The sequence below is a fragment of the Micromonospora sp. MP36 genome (assembly GCF_008119785.1).
Classification (GTDB): Bacteria; Actinomycetota; Actinomycetes; order Mycobacteriales; family Micromonosporaceae; genus Micromonospora.
This window is the reverse complement of sequence record NZ_VSFA01000050.1, coordinates 17,056-31,919: the sequence shown is the minus strand read 5'-3', so window position 1 is coordinate 31,919 and position 14,864 is coordinate 17,056. Positions and strand designations below refer to the sequence as shown.

Annotated in this window: 16 protein-coding genes; 5 read left to right on the top strand and 11 right to left on the bottom strand. The window is 71.2% G+C overall.

Annotated features, from left to right (window positions below):
- Nucleotides 1-7: 7 nt before the first annotated feature.
- The 9 genes from FXF52_RS26145 to FXF52_RS26105 form a co-directional block, all read right to left on the bottom strand.
- Nucleotides 8-769: an SDR family NAD(P)-dependent oxidoreductase gene (locus FXF52_RS26145; protein ID WP_148800986.1), complete on the bottom strand. Its 762-nt coding sequence runs from the start codon at nt 767-769 to the stop codon at nt 8-10.
- Nucleotides 766-1,182, bottom strand: coding sequence for a nuclear transport factor 2 family protein (locus FXF52_RS26140; protein WP_148800985.1), 417 nt, complete (start codon nt 1,180-1,182; stop codon nt 766-768). Before FXF52_RS26140 ends, FXF52_RS26145 begins: the two co-directional genes overlap by 4 nt.
- 7 nt (nt 1,183-1,189) lie before the next feature.
- Nucleotides 1,190-2,305 (bottom strand): branched-chain amino acid ABC transporter permease, encoded by a 1,116-nt coding sequence (locus tag FXF52_RS26135; RefSeq protein WP_187413700.1) that lies wholly within the window; start codon nt 2,303-2,305, stop codon nt 1,190-1,192.
- A complete protein-coding gene (locus FXF52_RS26130) occupies nt 2,298-3,188 on the bottom strand; it encodes a branched-chain amino acid ABC transporter permease (protein WP_148800983.1) in 891 nt (296 codons plus the stop codon). Before FXF52_RS26130 ends, FXF52_RS26135 begins: the two co-directional genes overlap by 8 nt.
- Nucleotides 3,181-3,972, bottom strand: a complete 792-nt coding sequence (locus FXF52_RS26125) for an ABC transporter ATP-binding protein (RefSeq protein ID WP_148800982.1) — start codon at nt 3,970-3,972, stop codon at nt 3,181-3,183. Before FXF52_RS26125 ends, FXF52_RS26130 begins: the two co-directional genes overlap by 8 nt.
- Nucleotides 3,973-4,016: 44 nt before the next feature.
- Complete coding sequence (locus FXF52_RS26120) at nt 4,017-4,757, bottom strand: ABC transporter ATP-binding protein (protein ID WP_148800981.1); 741 nt, start codon at nt 4,755-4,757, stop codon at nt 4,017-4,019.
- Between the two features lie 30 nt (nt 4,758-4,787).
- The gene (locus FXF52_RS26115) at nt 4,788-6,053 is read right to left on the bottom strand and encodes an ABC transporter substrate-binding protein (RefSeq protein ID WP_148800980.1); all 1,266 of its coding nucleotides are present in this window, start codon (nt 6,051-6,053) and stop codon (nt 4,788-4,790) included.
- A gap of 103 nt (nt 6,054-6,156) precedes the next feature.
- Complete coding sequence (locus FXF52_RS26110) at nt 6,157-6,663, bottom strand: VOC family protein (protein ID WP_148800979.1); 507 nt, start codon at nt 6,661-6,663, stop codon at nt 6,157-6,159.
- 70 nt (nt 6,664-6,733) lie between these two features.
- Nucleotides 6,734-7,645 (bottom strand): fumarylacetoacetate hydrolase family protein, encoded by a 912-nt coding sequence (locus FXF52_RS26105; protein WP_148800978.1) that lies wholly within the window; start codon nt 7,643-7,645, stop codon nt 6,734-6,736.
- 259 nt (nt 7,646-7,904) lie between these two features.
- Here FXF52_RS26105 and FXF52_RS26100 point away from each other — a divergent pair, with 259 nt between their 5' ends.
- Genes FXF52_RS26100 through FXF52_RS26080 form a run of 5 tightly spaced genes read left to right on the top strand, consistent with a single transcriptional unit; the run spans nt 7,905 to nt 13,164 of the window.
- Entirely contained in the window at nt 7,905-9,083 is a 1,179-nt protein-coding gene (locus FXF52_RS26100; protein ID WP_148800977.1) for a Zn-ribbon domain-containing OB-fold protein, read from the top strand.
- Nucleotides 9,070-10,254, top strand: coding sequence for an acetyl-CoA acetyltransferase (locus FXF52_RS26095; RefSeq protein WP_148800976.1), 1,185 nt, complete (start codon nt 9,070-9,072; stop codon nt 10,252-10,254). The genes FXF52_RS26100 and FXF52_RS26095 overlap by 14 nt, the downstream gene beginning before the upstream one ends.
- Nucleotides 10,251-11,393: an acyl-CoA dehydrogenase family protein gene (locus tag FXF52_RS26090; protein ID WP_148800975.1), complete on the top strand. Its 1,143-nt coding sequence runs from the start codon at nt 10,251-10,253 to the stop codon at nt 11,391-11,393. The genes FXF52_RS26095 and FXF52_RS26090 overlap by 4 nt, the downstream gene beginning before the upstream one ends.
- Nucleotides 11,390-12,373 (top strand): acyl-CoA dehydrogenase family protein, encoded by a 984-nt coding sequence (locus tag FXF52_RS26085; RefSeq protein ID WP_148800974.1) that lies wholly within the window; start codon nt 11,390-11,392, stop codon nt 12,371-12,373. The genes FXF52_RS26090 and FXF52_RS26085 overlap by 4 nt, the downstream gene beginning before the upstream one ends.
- A gap of 8 nt (nt 12,374-12,381) precedes the next feature.
- Nucleotides 12,382-13,164: an enoyl-CoA hydratase/isomerase family protein gene (locus tag FXF52_RS26080; protein ID WP_148800973.1), complete on the top strand. Its 783-nt coding sequence runs from the start codon at nt 12,382-12,384 to the stop codon at nt 13,162-13,164.
- Between the two features lie 15 nt (nt 13,165-13,179).
- Here the strand turns inward: FXF52_RS26080 and FXF52_RS26075 are convergent, their stop codons facing one another.
- Nucleotides 13,180-14,487, bottom strand: a complete 1,308-nt coding sequence (locus tag FXF52_RS26075) for a phenylacetate--CoA ligase family protein (protein WP_148800972.1) — start codon at nt 14,485-14,487, stop codon at nt 13,180-13,182.
- On the bottom strand, nt 14,474-14,836 hold the full coding sequence (locus FXF52_RS26070) for a carboxymuconolactone decarboxylase family protein (protein WP_148800971.1): 363 nt from the start codon (nt 14,834-14,836) through the stop codon (nt 14,474-14,476). The genes FXF52_RS26075 and FXF52_RS26070 overlap by 14 nt, the downstream gene beginning before the upstream one ends.
- Nucleotides 14,837-14,864: the final 28 nt, after the last annotated feature.

Sequence of the window (14,864 nt, the reverse complement as noted above, 5' to 3'; positions counted from 1 at the left end):
ATCGCGGTCAGACGATCGTTCGGCCACCGTCGACGGCGTACACCTGGCCGTTGATGTAGGACGCCTCGTCACTGGCGAGGAACGTGACCATGGCGGCCACGTCGCTCGGCTGGCCGAACCGGTTGACGAGCAGCGACGACTCGATGAAGGCCCGGCGCTCCGGGTTGGCCAGCACCGGAACAGTCGCCGGGGTCTCGATCAGCCCCGGGGCCACCGCGTTGGCGCGGATGCCCTTCTTGCCGTAGTCGAACGCGACGGAGCGGGTCAGGCTGACCACCCCGCCCTTCGCCGCGCAGTAGGCGGCGTACTGCGGAGAGCCCATCAGCGCGGCCGACGACGCGGTGTTGACGATCGCCCCGCCGCCACCCTCGATCATCGCCGGGATGGCGTACCGACAGCCGAGAAAGACTCCCCCGAGGGTGACGTCGACGGTGCGCTGCCAGTCCTCGAAGCTGATGTCGACCACGGGGGTGTTGATCGGCCCCCAGTACGCGTTGTTGTGGAGAACGTCGAGTCGACCGAACGCCGAGACGGCGGCACTGACCATCGCGGACACGTCGGCAGGCTGCGAGACGTCGACCCGCAGCGCGATCCCGACGCCGCCACCGGCCTCGATCTCGTGCACGGTCTGCTTCGCGGCCTCGACGTCGATGTCGGCCACCAGGACCGAGGCGCCCTCGGCCGCGAAGCGAACAGCCGTGGCCCGACCGATACCGGAACCGCTGCCGGTCACGATCACGGACTTCCCCGCGAAACGGTCGCCGCTCATGCCGTCGGCCGGTACGGGTCGAGCGGACGGCTGGCCGCCTTGTCCAGGTATTCGTCGAGCCGGACGATCCGCCCGTTCTCGATGGTCACCACGAAGCACGCGTGCACCTCGATTGGGTCACCGGCTGGGGTGACCGCGCGCAGGGTGTGCTGCTGCACGTACCCCTTCGGCGTGGGCAGGCGGCGCACGTCCTCGTACCGCAGGTCCGTCGCCACGCCGTGCAGCCAGGTCAGCACCCGGATGTTCTCTGCCGGGCCGATGCAGACGTTGTCGTTGTTGTGCCAGATGACGGCGTCGGGTGCGTAGATCTCAGTGACGATCGTGTCGAAGTCGGCCTGCTCGACCGCGGTGATGAATCGGCTGGCGATCCCCTCGGTCACGGGATCCAACTCGGAAACGACGGGGGTGGTCATGCTGGTCTCATCCTTCCTGGGCATACTTTCCGGGCAGGCCACCTGCGATCCGCCGCTGCGGGCGTCGCGTGCCGACGGCGAGCGCGACGAGTCGGTCCAGACCGCCGGAGGCGAACATGATGGTCACGATGAACAGCCCCGCGTACAGGAACGTGGACAGCGTCCCCGGTCCGAGGATGCTGTCCCCGGTGCCGCTGATCAGCGGGATCGACTGGGCCTGCCGGGCGATCAGCAGCGGTAGCGCGGACACGAAGACGGCGCCGGGGATGGCGCCCCGGATGCTGCCCAGGCCGCCGATGACGACCATGATGAGCAGGTTCACCGACGCGTCGAAGCCGAACGATTCGGGCACCACCCACCCGGTCAGCAGGGCCAGCAGCACGCCCCCGGTCGCCCCGTAGACCGCGGCGATGACGAAGGCCGAGGCCTTGTAGCGCCAGACGGTGATGCCCATCGCCGCGGCGCCGATCTCGCTGTCGCGCATCATGTGCAGGGCGAGGCCACCCCGCCCAGCCACCATCCGGCGGGCGACGAGGTACGCGCCGGCCAGCACGGCCAACCCGAGCATCCACAGCTTTTCGGCCTGGTGAAACGGCACGTTGGCGATTACCCAGGTGGTGTCGTCGGAGAAGTCGAGCGGGCCGAGCCGCAGCGGCGGCACCTCGCGGCCGCCCGGGCCGCCGGTCAACGCACCGAAGCGCTGCATGACGTGACTGGCGATGAACACCAGTCCGAGCGACGCGACACCGAGGTACAGCCCGCGCAGCCGGGCCGAGATCGGGCTGCACAGCGCGCCGAGCAGCGCCGTCAGCACGATCGCGCCCAGGGCGGCCAGCCATGGCGGCCAGCCCAGTCCGGTGACCTGGCCGGTGCTGGCGCCGCCGAGGAAGGAGTACAGGTAGGCGCCGCTGCCCATGAACACGGCGTGGGCCAGGGACAGCTGGCCGGCGACGCCGACCTGGATGGCGAGGCCGATGGCGGCCACCGCGTAGGCCATGGCGGTGAGGCCGACCTGGAGCCAGAACGGCCCGACGTAGAAGGGGGTCGCCACCGCGACGACCAGCAGCCCAACGGTGAGGGCCTGGCCGCGACCTGGTAGGCGCCGGCGACGTGGCTCAGACACGGGACACCACCTTCGTACCGAACAGCCCGTCGGGCCGCAACAGCAGCACCGCGAAGAGCACCACATAGGCGACCAGTCCGGAGGCGCCGCTGCCGAAGCCACCCAGGTGGCCTTCGTAGGTGGCGGTCACCGATTCGGCGATCCCGATGGCCAGACCACCGACGAGCGCGCCGGGAATCGAGTCGAGGCCACCGAGTACGGCCGCCGGGAAGGCGCGCATGGCGCTGTTGGTCAGCGACGGTTCCACCCCGGGTGCGGGGAAGCCGGCGAGGAACATTCCGGCCAGCGCGGCCATCGCGCCGCCGATCGCCCAACTGGTCCAGGACACCCGGCCCATCGGTACGCCGACCAGTGCCGCGACCTCCCGATCTGCGGCGCTGACGCGGAGCGCCAGTCCCCACCGGGTGAACCGGAACAGCAGGAGGAAGCCGGTCAGCAGGGCAGCCGCCACGGCGAGCGCCGCGATGCGGGAGACCGGTACGGTGATGCCGGCGAACTGCCAGACCGAGGCTGCCCACGGATCGTGCAGCGGGAGGGTGTTGTCGCCGATGCGGCGGGTGATCTCGGTGACGGCGAGGATGTTCACGCCGAGGCTCAGCACCGACAGCCCGAGGTGGCTTTTGTCCTTGGAGAACCGCAGGATCACCAGCTGGGTGAAGGCTCCGAGTGCCGCGGCGGTCACCACGCCGGCGAGCAACCCGACGAGGAATCCGCTCTTCGCGCTCACCGTCGCGGTGACGTACGCCCCGGCGAGCAGGAAGGAGCTGTGCGCGAAGTTCATCACCCCGGTGGCTCGGAAGATGATCACGAACCCGAGGGCGATGAGCGAGTAGAGCGATCCGAGCGAGACGCCGTTCAGCACGGCTTCCAGGAATCTAGTCACGAGGTGCTTCTTCCACTTCATCTCCGAGGTACGCCGCGATCACGGCCGGGTCGGCGCGCACCTCGTCGGGTTTCGCGTCAGCGATGACCCGGCCCGACTGCAGGACGGTGACCCGGTCGGCCAGGGTCATCACGAAGTTCATGTCGTGCTCGACCAGCAGCACCGTGAGGTCGGCCTCGTCCCGGGCGCGCCGCACGGCGTGCGCCAGCTGCGCGGATTCGGTGTCGTTGATGCCGGCCACCGGTTCGTCGAGCAACAGCACCGACGGGTCGGCGCATAGTGCGCGGGCGAACTCGACCCGCTTGCGGATCCCGTACGGCAGCGGGCCGACCCGTTCGTCGAGAATGTCGGTGACGCCGGCCAACTCGGCGGACCGTTCGATCACGGTCCGGTCGGACCGCTCTTCGCGGCGTGCCCGGGGCAGACCCAGTCCGGTGGCCAGGAATCCGGCACGGTTACGGTGGTGCCGGGCCACCCGCATGCACTCGGCGACCGTCAGGTTTTCCGGCAGCACCAGATTCTGGAAGGTGCGCGCGATCCCCCGCCGGGCGATGCGCGCGGCTCGGAGCTGGTCGATGCGCTCGCCCTGGTGGGCGACGGTCCCCTCGGCCAGCCGGTACACCCCGGTGATCGCGTTGAAGCAGCTCGACTTGCCCGCCCCGTTGGGGCCGATCAGCGCGTGGATCGATCCCCGGGTGACCGAGAACGAGACCTGGCTGACGGCGTTGACCCCGCCGAAGCGGACGCTGACGCCGGACAGTTCGAGCTCTGGTGGCCCGCTCATCGCCGGAGTCTGCCGGCGGTGAGCGAGGGGCTGTCGAAGAGCGGTCATGACCTCTCCCTAGCTCGGCCGCCGAGGCTCAACTCGGCCAGCACCCGGCCGTCGGCGAAGTCCTTCGGCCGGCCCTGTGCGACCACCCGGCCCCCGCCCAGCACCGCGACCCGGTCCGCGACGCTCAACGCGATCCGGGTGTTCTGCTCGACCAGCAGCACAGCCATGCCCTCGTCGCTGATCTGGCGGACGGTGGCCGCGATCTGACGGGCCACCAATGGCGCCAGGCCCAGCGAAGGCTCGTCGAGCAGCAGCACCGAGGGATGACTCATCAGCGCCCGGCCGATGGCGAGCATCTGCTGTTCGCCGCCGGAGAGTAGACCGGCGCGACCGCGCGCGCGCTCCGCCAGGACGGGGAATAGGCTGTAGATGGTTGCGCGCCGGGCCGCGATCTTCGCCGCGCCCCGCACGGCCAGTGCGCCGGCCATCAGGTTTTCCTCGACGCTGAGGTTCGCGATGATCCGGCGCCCCTCGGGGACATGGGCGAGACCGGAACGCACCACGGCGACGGCGTTGGCGCGCAGCAGGTCGCACGTGGCGTGGTGCGCGGTGCCGGCCGCCGCCTTCCCGCCGTGCATGCCCAGCGTGGCCGAGAGAGCGCGCAGCAGGGTCGTCTTGCCCACCCCGTTGTTGCCGAGCAGGGCCAGGATCTCGCCTCGCTCGACTCGCAGGCTGACATTGTTGATGACCTGCGCGGATCCGTATCGGACCGTGAGGTTCTCGACGGCTAGCACCATGTCAGGCACGCTCTCTCGGCACCGGGCCGCTCAGGATCCCGGCTGGTACTGCTTGGCGAAGTCGGCGGAGTAACCGGCCTGCACCAGCTTGACTCCGTCGAACGCGTCGGCGTCCGGCTTGAGGATGTTGGTGGTACGCGAGGCGGGCTGCCCTGCCTTGCTGAAGTCCAGGTCGACCTGCAGGCCACCGGAGTCGACGGAGGTCAGGCTCCGCAGCGCGGTGATCAGGCCGTCGCGGGTCAGGTCCTTGTTGTCGCACGCCTTCTCGAGGATCGCGTTGAAGACCTGGGCGAAGACGTATCCGGCGCCGGCGCTGGCGGTGACCAGGGTGTCGGGGAACTTGGCCTTCCACGCATCGCCGAAGGCCTTCGCGGCGGGGTTGTCCGACGACAGCGGCACCGTGTTCGAGGTGAGGACGACCTTGTTGAGCAGGGCGTCCTTCGCCGGGGTCGCCAACGCGGCGGCCGAGATCAGGTTGGTCGCGAGGATGGTCGCGTCGTATCCGGTGGCCTGGACGACCGAGGCGGCGGCGACGGTCTGGGTGCCGGCGGTGCCCATCACGATGACCTTCGCGCCGGCCGCCCGGGCGGCGTTGACCTGGGCGGTTACCTCGGTGGCCGACGGGGCCACCTCCTGCTCGACGACCTTGACGCCGAAGTGCTTGCCGGCGGCCCGGGCACCGCTGAGGACGTTCAGCCCGATGCCGGTCGGGTAGTGGATGACCGCGAGGGTGTCCCCGGCGGCCAGCTTCTTCTGCTCGATCAGGTAGCTGATGCCGTTGATGGTCTCGATGTCGTACGGGCTGCCGGGTATCGCCGCGGTGGGGATCGACAGCAGGCTGCTGTCGTAGCTCGACGGCAGCACCACCATCTTGTCCTTCTTGATGGACTGCTGTACGGCGAGGACGTCGGCGGCGCCGGAGAAGTTGGTCAGGCCGATCACCTCGGCGTTCACCGTCGGGAAGAGGCTGACCGAGTTCTGCACGTTGTACTTGTTGTCGTACGCCACTAACTCGATCTTGCGGCCGCACACGCCGCCCTTGGCGTTCTGCTGTTCGAAGAACAGTTGGCTGCCGGCCAGGCCGTTCTTGCCGAGCGGGGCGATCGGGCCGGACAGGTCGGTCAGGACGCCGACCTTGATGGTGTCGGCGGTGACGCCGACGCCGGTCTTGACCGCCCCGGCCGGCGCGTTGCCCGCGTCGGTGCCCGAGTTGGCCTTGCTCGAGCAGGCCGAAACGGCGGTCGCCACGACGGCGATCGCCACAACGGTCCGCGCTGCGCGAAATCGCAGGGTCATCGTTTCCGTCCAAGGAGTTTTTGGGCAGGCTCGCGCCTGGTGGGGGGTGTTTGTGGCTGCGCCGCTACGGAGGCGCGCGGGTGATGAGGTCGGACGGACGAGGTCAGACCCGCTGCGCCGCCCGATCGGCCATCCAGGTGGCGTAGACCTGCTCGGCGACTGCCGCGTCCGCGTCGGTGATCGCCTGGGTCTGGCAGGTCACCTCGAGGTGAATGCCGTTGGGGTCGAAGCAGTAGATCGAGTACCAGACCCCGTCGTGGTCGACAGGCCCGCGTACGGCCACGCCGTGCTCGGTGAGCTGTTGCTTCATCGCGTGGACGTCGTTCACGCTGTCGACCTGGAGCGCGACGTGCTTGGCCCACCACTCCAGGCCGTCCGGCTTGCGTTCGTACTCGCCGGCGACGTCGAAGAATGCGATCGCCTCGCCGCTGGGCATCGCGTAGAAGACGTGCAGGAAGGGGTTCATCTTCTCGCCATTGGAGGTCTCCCGGGCGTCCTCCCGTACGGCGTGGGAGAACTTCAGACCGACGGCCCTGGTCCAGAACTCGTGCGTCGCCGGCATGTCGAGGGCCTGGAACGCGATGTGGTTGGTTCGGGTGGGGGCTGGCATGGGGTGGCCTTTCTGATCATGCTGTCGTTCTCGGACGGGGGACCCGAGGGACTCAGGCGGAAGGGACGGTTCAGGAAGTCAGCGGGGGATGTACGGCCAACGCAGCGAAGGCCTGGTCGTAGGCGCCGCTCGTCGATGGCGCGACAAAGGGGTTGATCAGCGAGCCGACGCCGGCGATCTCCGAGCGGACGACGTCGCCGGGGCGAAGGAACAGCTGTGGGGTGCGGAAGAACCCAACGCCGGCGCAGGTGCCGGTGAACACCAGGTCGCCGGGGCGCAGGGCCGTGACGGTGGAGAGGAAGGCCAGCAGCTCGGCGACGTTGTGGATCATGTCGGCCGTGGTCCCCTTCTGGACGACCTCTGCGTTGAGCCAGCAGGTCATGGCGAGGGCGTCGCGGTCGGGCAACTCGTCGGGCGTCACCACCCAGGGGCCGATCGGCGCGAACCCGCGGAAGGACTTGCTCAGGCTCAGCTGCTGGGCCTGCTGGACCCCGCGCGCCGACAGGTCCTGCCCCACGGTGACCCCGGCGACGTGGTCCCAGGCGTCCCTGGCCGCGATCCGGTCGGCGTGCCGGCCGATGACCAGGACCAACTCGACCTCGTAGTCCACGCTGTCGGTAGGCAGCGCGATCGGGTCGAACGGGCCGGTAATGCAGCTCGGGAACTTGGTGAACGTCATCGGCAGCGGGCGGGTGCCGGCTCGGCCGATTTCCGCGAGATGGTCGGTGTAGTTGAGCCCGACGCCGAAGACCTGACCGGGCAGCGGCACCGGGGCCTGTAGCCGCGACGCCGCTATCGGGACGTACCGCAGCTCCGGCTCGGCGGCCAGGAAGCGCCGGAAGCCAGCGAAGTCGGCGAAGATCGCGGTGGTGGTGCGGAACGGCTCACCGAGATAGGCCACCTGGACCGTCGAAGCCGGGTCGACCCGGTCGTCGGTCGGTCGGACCAGGACAGCCCTGTCATCGACCCTTCCGATGCGCATCTCGACCCACGCCCTTCCGCCGCTGACCACGAATTTGTTTCAAGCAGGTGTTACGCATCTAACAACGGATGGCATGCGCGCGCAAGCATTTCTCGCAAGCTACTTGCGCGCGCATGCTACTGTGACGCCTCAAGCCGGATCAGACGGCCCGTCGGGTCCGCGAATCCAGCCGGCCCAGCCGGGCCGGGAGATCGGCCGCCGCAGACATCCGCCCCGCCGGAGCGCGCAAGGCGTCACATCGAAAGCAGAGGTATCCCCCATGCCGCTGTGCACCCCGCTACTCGACGCCGAAATCGCCTTGCCTCACTGGCGGATCGGCGCGGGACCCCGGCAGATCGCGGCCGCCGATCCGGACGAGGACGCGGTCACCCTGGCCTGGGCGGCCGGCCGGACCCTGCTGGACCGACACACCGGCCGGAGCGTCACGGCCCTGCTGTTCGGGAGCACGTCGGCGCCCCTGACCGACGGAGCCAACGCGGCGACCCTGGTCTCCGCCCTGCGGCTCGACCCCCGGGCCGTCCTCACGCAGGAGTTCTCCGGTGGAACCTCCGCCGGCGGCGCGGCCCTGGCCGCGGGCGCGGCCCTGGCCTCCACCCGGCCGGGAGCCGTGCTCGTCCTCCTGGCCGACAGCCGCACCTCCGCAGCTGGCGGCCCGCTCGGCAGCGGCGCCGCCGCCGTCCTGCTCGATTCCACCGGCGACCTGACGCTACGGATCACCCCGCTGGGCCCCGCATCCTCACCGGCCATCGCCTATGCCCGCGCAGCCGGACTGGTCACCGCGAATCCCCCCTTCACCAGGTGGGCCGCCCCGGCCAGCGCCCGGATTGCCGGCCTGGGCGACCTGGGCGCGGCGGGCGCCTGGATCTCGCTGATGACCGGCGGCGGGCAGGCCGACGAGAACGGCCTGACGGCGGACGTCGACCAGAGCTGGCGGGTGGCGGTGACCGGGCCGGACCACGCACTGGGTGCCCTCCGGCGCGCCGTCCCGGCGCGCCGGGGAGCACCGCCCCGGCTGTCCGGCCCGCCGCCGACCTTCCGGCCGTACTACTCGGCTCCCCAGCACTGGCGCGACGGCGACGAGGAGCTCGCACTGGTCGGCATGAGGTGCGCCGAGTGCGACGCGCCGGAGTTTCCCGCGGCACCGTCCTGCCCCGTGCACGGCCCGGCAGCCGCACTGACGCCGGCCCGTCTCGCGCTGTCCGGCACGGTGTTCACCCGCACGCGCGACCACGTCTTTCCGGTCGGCGGGCCACTGACCATGGCGGTGGTCGACCTCGCCGACGGCGCCCGGTTCTACGGACAGGTGGTGCCGGGCCGGGACGTGGCGATCGGCGACCCGGTGGCGCTGGTGCTGCGCCGGATGCCGACCGCCGCAGACGCCGCACCCCGCTACTTCTACAAGATCACCCCGACGGGCGGTACCGATGCCGATCAGTAACCAGGTAGCCGTGGTAGGTACCGGCGTGACGCGCTTCGGCGAGCTGTACGACCGCTCGTACCTCTCGCTGGTGCACGAGGCCGCCACCGCCGCAGCGGACGACGCCGGGGTCGAGGTCGGCGCGCTCGAAGCGGCCTGGCTCGGCACCGCCGAGCCGCAGCTCGGCGCGCTCGTCGGCGACTCGGCCGCAGCCGTCACCGAGGCGCTCGGGTTCGCCCCCCGACCGGTGACCCGGGTCGCCAACTTCTGTGCGACCGGGATGGAAGCCGTACGCGCCGCCGCACTCGCCGTGGCCGCCGGAGAGTACGAGGTGGTGCTCGCCGTCGGCGCCGAGAAGATGCGCGACCTGGCGCCCCGCGAATCCCTGGTCGCCAAGACCGTCGAGCAGTCGCATCCGGTCATCGCCAAGGGACGCACCGCCCCCGGGCAGTTCGCCCTGGTCGCCAGCCGGTATCTGCACACCTACGGGTACGGCCGGGACGCCCTCGCGGCGGTCGCCGTGAAGAACCACCAGCACGCGACGCACAACCCCAAGGCGCACTACCGCACCCCGCTCACCGTCGAGCAGGTGCTGTCGGCGCCGATGGCCGCCGAGCCGCTCGGGCTGCTGGACTGCACGCCGACGACGGACGGGGCGGCAGCCGTCGTGATCGCCTCGCGGCGGTGGGCCGAACGCAACGCCCGCCAATGGGTGCTGATCCAGGGCATCGGGATCGGCTCCTACGCTGGCTACTACCCCGCGCTCTTCCGCCGCGACAACGACTTCCTCGGCTTCGCCGCCACCCGCGCCGCGGCGGCCGCCGCGTACCGGCAGGCCGGCATCACCGACCCGCGTGCCCAACTCGACCTCGTCGAGTGCCACGACTGCTTCACCATCACCGAGATCGTCAACACCGAGGATCTGGGCCTGTTCGCGGCGGGCACCGCCGCTGCCGAATTGCTCGCCGGCACCACCACCCTTGGCGGGGAGTTGCCGGTCAACGTCTCCGGTGGGCTGCAGTCCTGTGGGCATCCCGTCGGCGCCACCGGGGTGCGGATGGTCGCCGAGGTGACCGACCAGATCCTCGGCCGCGCCGGCAGCCGCCAAGTCCACCGCGCCCGCCGCGGGTTGGCCCACAACCTCGGCGGCCCGGGTGCGGTCGCCGCCGTGACCATTCTGGGGGCGGCATGAGCACGCCAGTTTCCCTGCGCGGCTACCGGCTGGCCGACACGGCCGACCTGCGCGCCGACGTACGCGAGTTCGTCGCTGCGGAACTGGCCGAACGGCGGTGGTCGGCCCGCTGCGACGCGTGGCTGCTGGGTTGGGATCCCGAGTTCAGCCAGCGCCTGGCCGCCCGCGGCTGGGTGGGCATGGCGATCCCGCAGGAGTACGGCGGCCGGGCGGCCGGGGCGCTGGCCCGCTTCGTCGTCACCGAGGAACTCCTGGCCGCGGGCGCCCCGGTGGCCGCGCACTGGATCGCCGACCGGCAGAGCGCTCCCCAGTTGCTGCGCTTCGGCACCGAGCAGCAGCGGCGGCTGTTCCTCCCCGAGATCGCGGCCGGCCGGATGTACACCGCGCTGGGGCTCTCCGAACCCGACAGCGGCTCGGATCTCGCGTCGGTGCGCACCGCCGCGACACGGGTGCCCGGTGGCTGGCGGGTCACCGGCCGCAAGGTGTGGACGTCGGGTGCCGCGCACGCCCACCTCCTCACCGCCCTGGTGCGCACCACCCCGCTCGAACCGGGTACGCCACGTCAGGCCGGTCTCACCCAGTTCCTCATCGACTTCGACTCCCCGGGTGTGCAGGTGCACCCGATCCGCCTGATCAACGGTGAGGCGCACTTCGCGGAGGTGGTGCTGGACGACGTGTTCGTCGCCGACGACCGGGTGCTGGGCACCGTGGGCGACGGGTGGCGGCAGGTCACCGCGGAGCTGGCCTACGAGCGGTCCGGGCCGGAACGAGTGCTGACCACCGCGCCGCTCCTGCTGGCTTTCCTGCGCGACGCGGCCCGCACCGGCATCGCCGAGCCGGCGGCGCTGGGCAGGTGCCTGGCCCGGCTGTCGACGCTACGCCGGATGACCGCCTCGGTCGCGGTGGAGCTGACCGCCCGGCGCACTCCGGAGCTCGCCGCCGCGCTCGCCAAGGACCTCGGCACCCGCTTCGAGGGCGAGGTGGCCGAGGTGGTCCGCCAGTGCCGGACCGACCAGGGCGGCGACGAGGTGAGCAGACTGCTCCGCGAAGCCATCCTGCAGTCCCCCGGGTTCACCCTGCGGGGCGGCACCACCGAGGTCCTGCGCGGCGTGATCGCCAAGGGAATGGGGTTGAGATGAGGGCACTGGCCCCGGCCGAGCACCTGGGCGAGCTCGAGGATGCCGTCGATGATCTGCTCGGCCGGCACGACGTGGCGGACCCGGCAGCACGCCCGGCCCTGTGGCGGGCACTGAGCGAAGCCGGCTTCACCCTCCTGTCCATCTCCGAGCGGGCCGGCGGGAGCGGCGGGGATCTGGCCGACGCCGCCGCGGTGCTGCGCCGCTGCGGATACGCCGGGCTCCGGCTGCCGCTCGTGGAGACGCTGCTGGCGGCGTGGCTGTGCGAGCAGGCCGGCCGGCCGATCCCCGAGGGGATGAGCGCGTGCGGCGTCGCCGAGGCGGGGACGGCCGCCCAGCTGACGTGGGCGGGCACCGCCGCCGACTGCGTGCTCCTCGTGCACGCCGAGGGGGCGTACTCGGTCAGCCCGGCCACCACCGTAGCCACGGCCGAGACGACCCTCGCCGGCGAACCGGTCGGCACCGCCACCGCCGGGCCCGGCGCCCCGACCTCCGTACGGGCCGAAGAGTTGCGGCTGCGCGGCGCGGTGCTCCGCGCGGCGATGCTGCTCGGTGCGGCGCAGCGGGCGCTGGACCTGGCCGTGCAGTATTCCGGCGAACGGGTGCAGTTCGGCAAGCCGATCAGGGCGTTCCAGGCTGTCGGGCACCTTTTGGCCGGCTGCGCGGGCCAGGTGGTGGCGACGTCGGTAGCCCTGGACGCGGCGTTGGCGAGCCTGAGCGACCCCGGGTGCGACCCCGAGCGGCAGGAAGTGGCCGCGCTGGTGGCGGTGGTGGAGGCGACCCACATGGCAGGCCGGTTGGCCGCGGCCACCCATCAGGTCCACGGGGCGATCGGCTTCACCGCCGAGCACCCGCTGCACCTGAGCACCACGGCTCTGTGGTCCTGGCGCGACGACTACGGCAACGAGTTCGAGTGGGCAACCCGACTGGCCCGCATCGCGACGGCCCACGGCCGCGAGGCGTGGGATCTACTGGCGGACTAGGAGTTTTCATGGCCCTTCGTTACGCGGTCTCGGACGGGATCGCCACCATCACCCTCGACCGGCCGGAGAGGCACAACGCGTTCACCTTCGAGATGATCGCCGACTGGGCCGAGGCGCTGACCCGGGCGCAGGACGACGACGAGGTGCGGGTGGTGGTGCTGACCGGTGCGGGATCGGCGTTCTGCTCCGGCGTAGATCTCGACTCGCTCGCCGACGTGGCGGCGACCCCGCTCGGCAGACGCACCATGCTCACCCGGCGAATCCACAAGGTCGCTTTCGCGGTCGAGGCACTGGACAAGCCACTGCTGTGCGCGATCAACGGCGCCGCGGTCGGTGCCGGCCTGGACATGGCCCTGATGTGCGACATCCGGTTCGCCGGCGAGTCGGCGCGGCTCAGCGAAGGCTACGTGAAGGTCGGGCTGGTGCCGGGCGACGGCGGATGCCACTACCTGCCCCGGCTGGTCGGCGCCGCGCGGGCGCTGGAGCTGCTGTGGACCGGCGACGTCCTGTCCGCAGCCGAAGCCCTGTCGTACGGGATGGTCAGCCGGGTCTACCCCGACGCGGAGTTGCTGCCGCAGACACTGGCCTTCGCGCGCCGGCTGGCCGACGGCCCGCCAGTCGCGCTCGGGCTGATCAAGCGTGCGGTCTACCACGGGCTGCGGGCCAACGACCTGCGGACCAGCCTCGACCTGATCGCGTCACACATGGGCGTGGTCACCGCCACCGCGGACTCCGCCGAGGCGATGGCGGCGTTCCGGGACCGGCGCAAGCCCCGTTTCGTCGGTCGCTGACCCGCCGCCCGGCGGTCACCCGCCGGCCACCTCGACCAGCTTGGCCTTGTGCGCGCTACGTTCGAAGGTGCCGGCGGGCACCACGGTCAACCGGGGACGGATGGCCAGCCGCCGGTGCATCGCCTCGGCCAGCCGGCTCGCCAGCTCGTCGTGACGGTCGGGGGACACGCCTACCCCCGCCTCGACGGTGACCCGCAGCGGCGGCACGACCCGAGGCGGCGGGCCGTCCAGCGTGATACGCAGTTCACCGGTCAGCTGTGGGACGAACGAGGTGACGATGTCCTTGACAGCGGCCGGGTACACCTTGACCCCCTTGACGATCAGCAGGTCGTCGGTCCGGCCGATCACCTTGATCCGTTCCCCGGACACTCCGCAGCGGCAGGTCTCGGTGAACACCTGGTACATGTCACCGACCGAATACCGCAGCGGCGGCGCGGCCTGCCAGCTCAGCGCAGTCTTGACCCGCTCGCCGATCGTCCCGTCAATGACCGTCAGGCCTTCCTTCGTCTCCGGATCGACGAGCTGGGTGGTGACGCAGTGGTCCGGGGCCAGGACGTGCATCCCGGTGTACTCGTCACTGTCACAGGACGCGTTGATGACCCCGTGGACCCCACCGAGGACGTCGTGGACCCGCGCGCCGCCCCACCCGTCGGACAGCTTCTGCCGCACCGCGGGCAGCCCGGCGCCGGGCTCGCCGGCACAGAGGATCACCTCCACCCCGAGCGAGGCCGCCGAGCGGCCCAGGCATTCCGGCGCCCGCTCGATCAGGTGCTCGGCGAAGCTGGGCGTGCAGGCGAGTACCCGCGGGCGCAGCACGGCGAGCATCCGCAACAGCTTGCTGGTGCCGCTTTCGGCGCCGACCGCGACGGTCCGCAGGCCGAACGCCTCGCCGGCTCGCACGAGCGGCACGCCGGCGAGATACATCGACAGGCCGAATCCGACGACCATCCCGTCGCCGGGGCGCAGTCCGATGAACCGGAACGCCCGGGCCCAGGTCTCGTTGGTGATGGCGATGTCGGCGGCGGTGAAGGCGTACAGGACCGGGGTGCCGGTGGTGCCCGAGGTGGACGACACCGACACCACCGCGGCAGGATCGGCGCAGAGGAAGTCGCCGAACGGGTGCCCGTCCCGCTCGAGGGTCGCATCCTGGAGTCGCCGGTGTTCCGCAGGCGACAGCAGGATCGGCAACTGGTTGAGGTCGTCCAGGGTCCGCACCCCGGTCGGATCGATCCCCAACTCCTCGAACCTGCGCCGGTAGAAGGGGCTGGTCAGGCAGTACGCGATCTGCTGCCGGAGCCGGGCGTCCTGATCAGTGCGCTTCATCGTCTGCTCCCTCGGCGAATTCCGCCAGCGCCGCCGCCACGGCCGGCGCGGCGTTGACGAGTCGGGGTACGCCGACGATGACCGCCAGCGCCTCCAGCACTCCCCACACCTGTTTCTCGGTCAGTCCCAGCCGGCGCGCGCGCTGGACGTGCACCGCGAACGAACCTGTGGGCGCGCCCACGGCCGTGAGGGCCGCCAGGGTCACCAGTTCGACCTGCGCCGGGGCGAGCCCGCTGGCGCTCTGCAGGCCGACCCGGGCGGCCCGCAGCAGGTCCAGCGCGCCGGGGTTCTGCGCGAACAACGGCGCCAGTGCCTCGGGTACGTGGACCGGGGCCGGCTCGGCGCTCACCGGGCTACCTCTGTTCGCGGCTGCGGGG

Excerpts from the sequence above, each read along its gene's own strand:
- FXF52_RS26145 (WP_148800986.1), bottom strand. The coding sequence starts at position 769 with ATGAGCGGCGACCGTTTCGCGGGGAAGTCCGTGATCGTGACCGGCAGC.
- FXF52_RS26140 (WP_148800985.1), bottom strand. The coding sequence starts at position 1,182 with ATGACCACCCCCGTCGTTTCCGAGTTGGATCCCGTGACCGAGGGGATC.
- FXF52_RS26125 (WP_148800982.1), bottom strand. The coding sequence starts at position 3,972 with ATGAGCGGGCCACCAGAGCTCGAACTGTCCGGCGTCAGCGTCCGCTTC.
- FXF52_RS26120 (WP_148800981.1), bottom strand. The coding sequence starts at position 4,757 with ATGGTGCTAGCCGTCGAGAACCTCACGGTCCGATACGGATCCGCGCAG.
- FXF52_RS26115 (WP_148800980.1), bottom strand. The coding sequence starts at position 6,053 with ATGACCCTGCGATTTCGCGCAGCGCGGACCGTTGTGGCGATCGCCGTC.
- FXF52_RS26110 (WP_148800979.1), bottom strand. The coding sequence starts at position 6,663 with ATGCCAGCCCCCACCCGAACCAACCACATCGCGTTCCAGGCCCTCGAC.
- FXF52_RS26105 (WP_148800978.1), bottom strand. The coding sequence starts at position 7,645 with ATGCGCATCGGAAGGGTCGATGACAGGGCTGTCCTGGTCCGACCGACC.
- FXF52_RS26100 (WP_148800977.1), top strand. The coding sequence starts at position 7,905 with ATGCCGCTGTGCACCCCGCTACTCGACGCCGAAATCGCCTTGCCTCAC.
- FXF52_RS26095 (WP_148800976.1), top strand. The coding sequence starts at position 9,070 with ATGCCGATCAGTAACCAGGTAGCCGTGGTAGGTACCGGCGTGACGCGC.
- FXF52_RS26090 (WP_148800975.1), top strand. The coding sequence starts at position 10,251 with ATGAGCACGCCAGTTTCCCTGCGCGGCTACCGGCTGGCCGACACGGCC.
- FXF52_RS26085 (WP_148800974.1), top strand. The coding sequence starts at position 11,390 with ATGAGGGCACTGGCCCCGGCCGAGCACCTGGGCGAGCTCGAGGATGCC.
- FXF52_RS26080 (WP_148800973.1), top strand. The coding sequence starts at position 12,382 with ATGGCCCTTCGTTACGCGGTCTCGGACGGGATCGCCACCATCACCCTC.
- FXF52_RS26075 (WP_148800972.1), bottom strand. The coding sequence starts at position 14,487 with ATGAAGCGCACTGATCAGGACGCCCGGCTCCGGCAGCAGATCGCGTAC.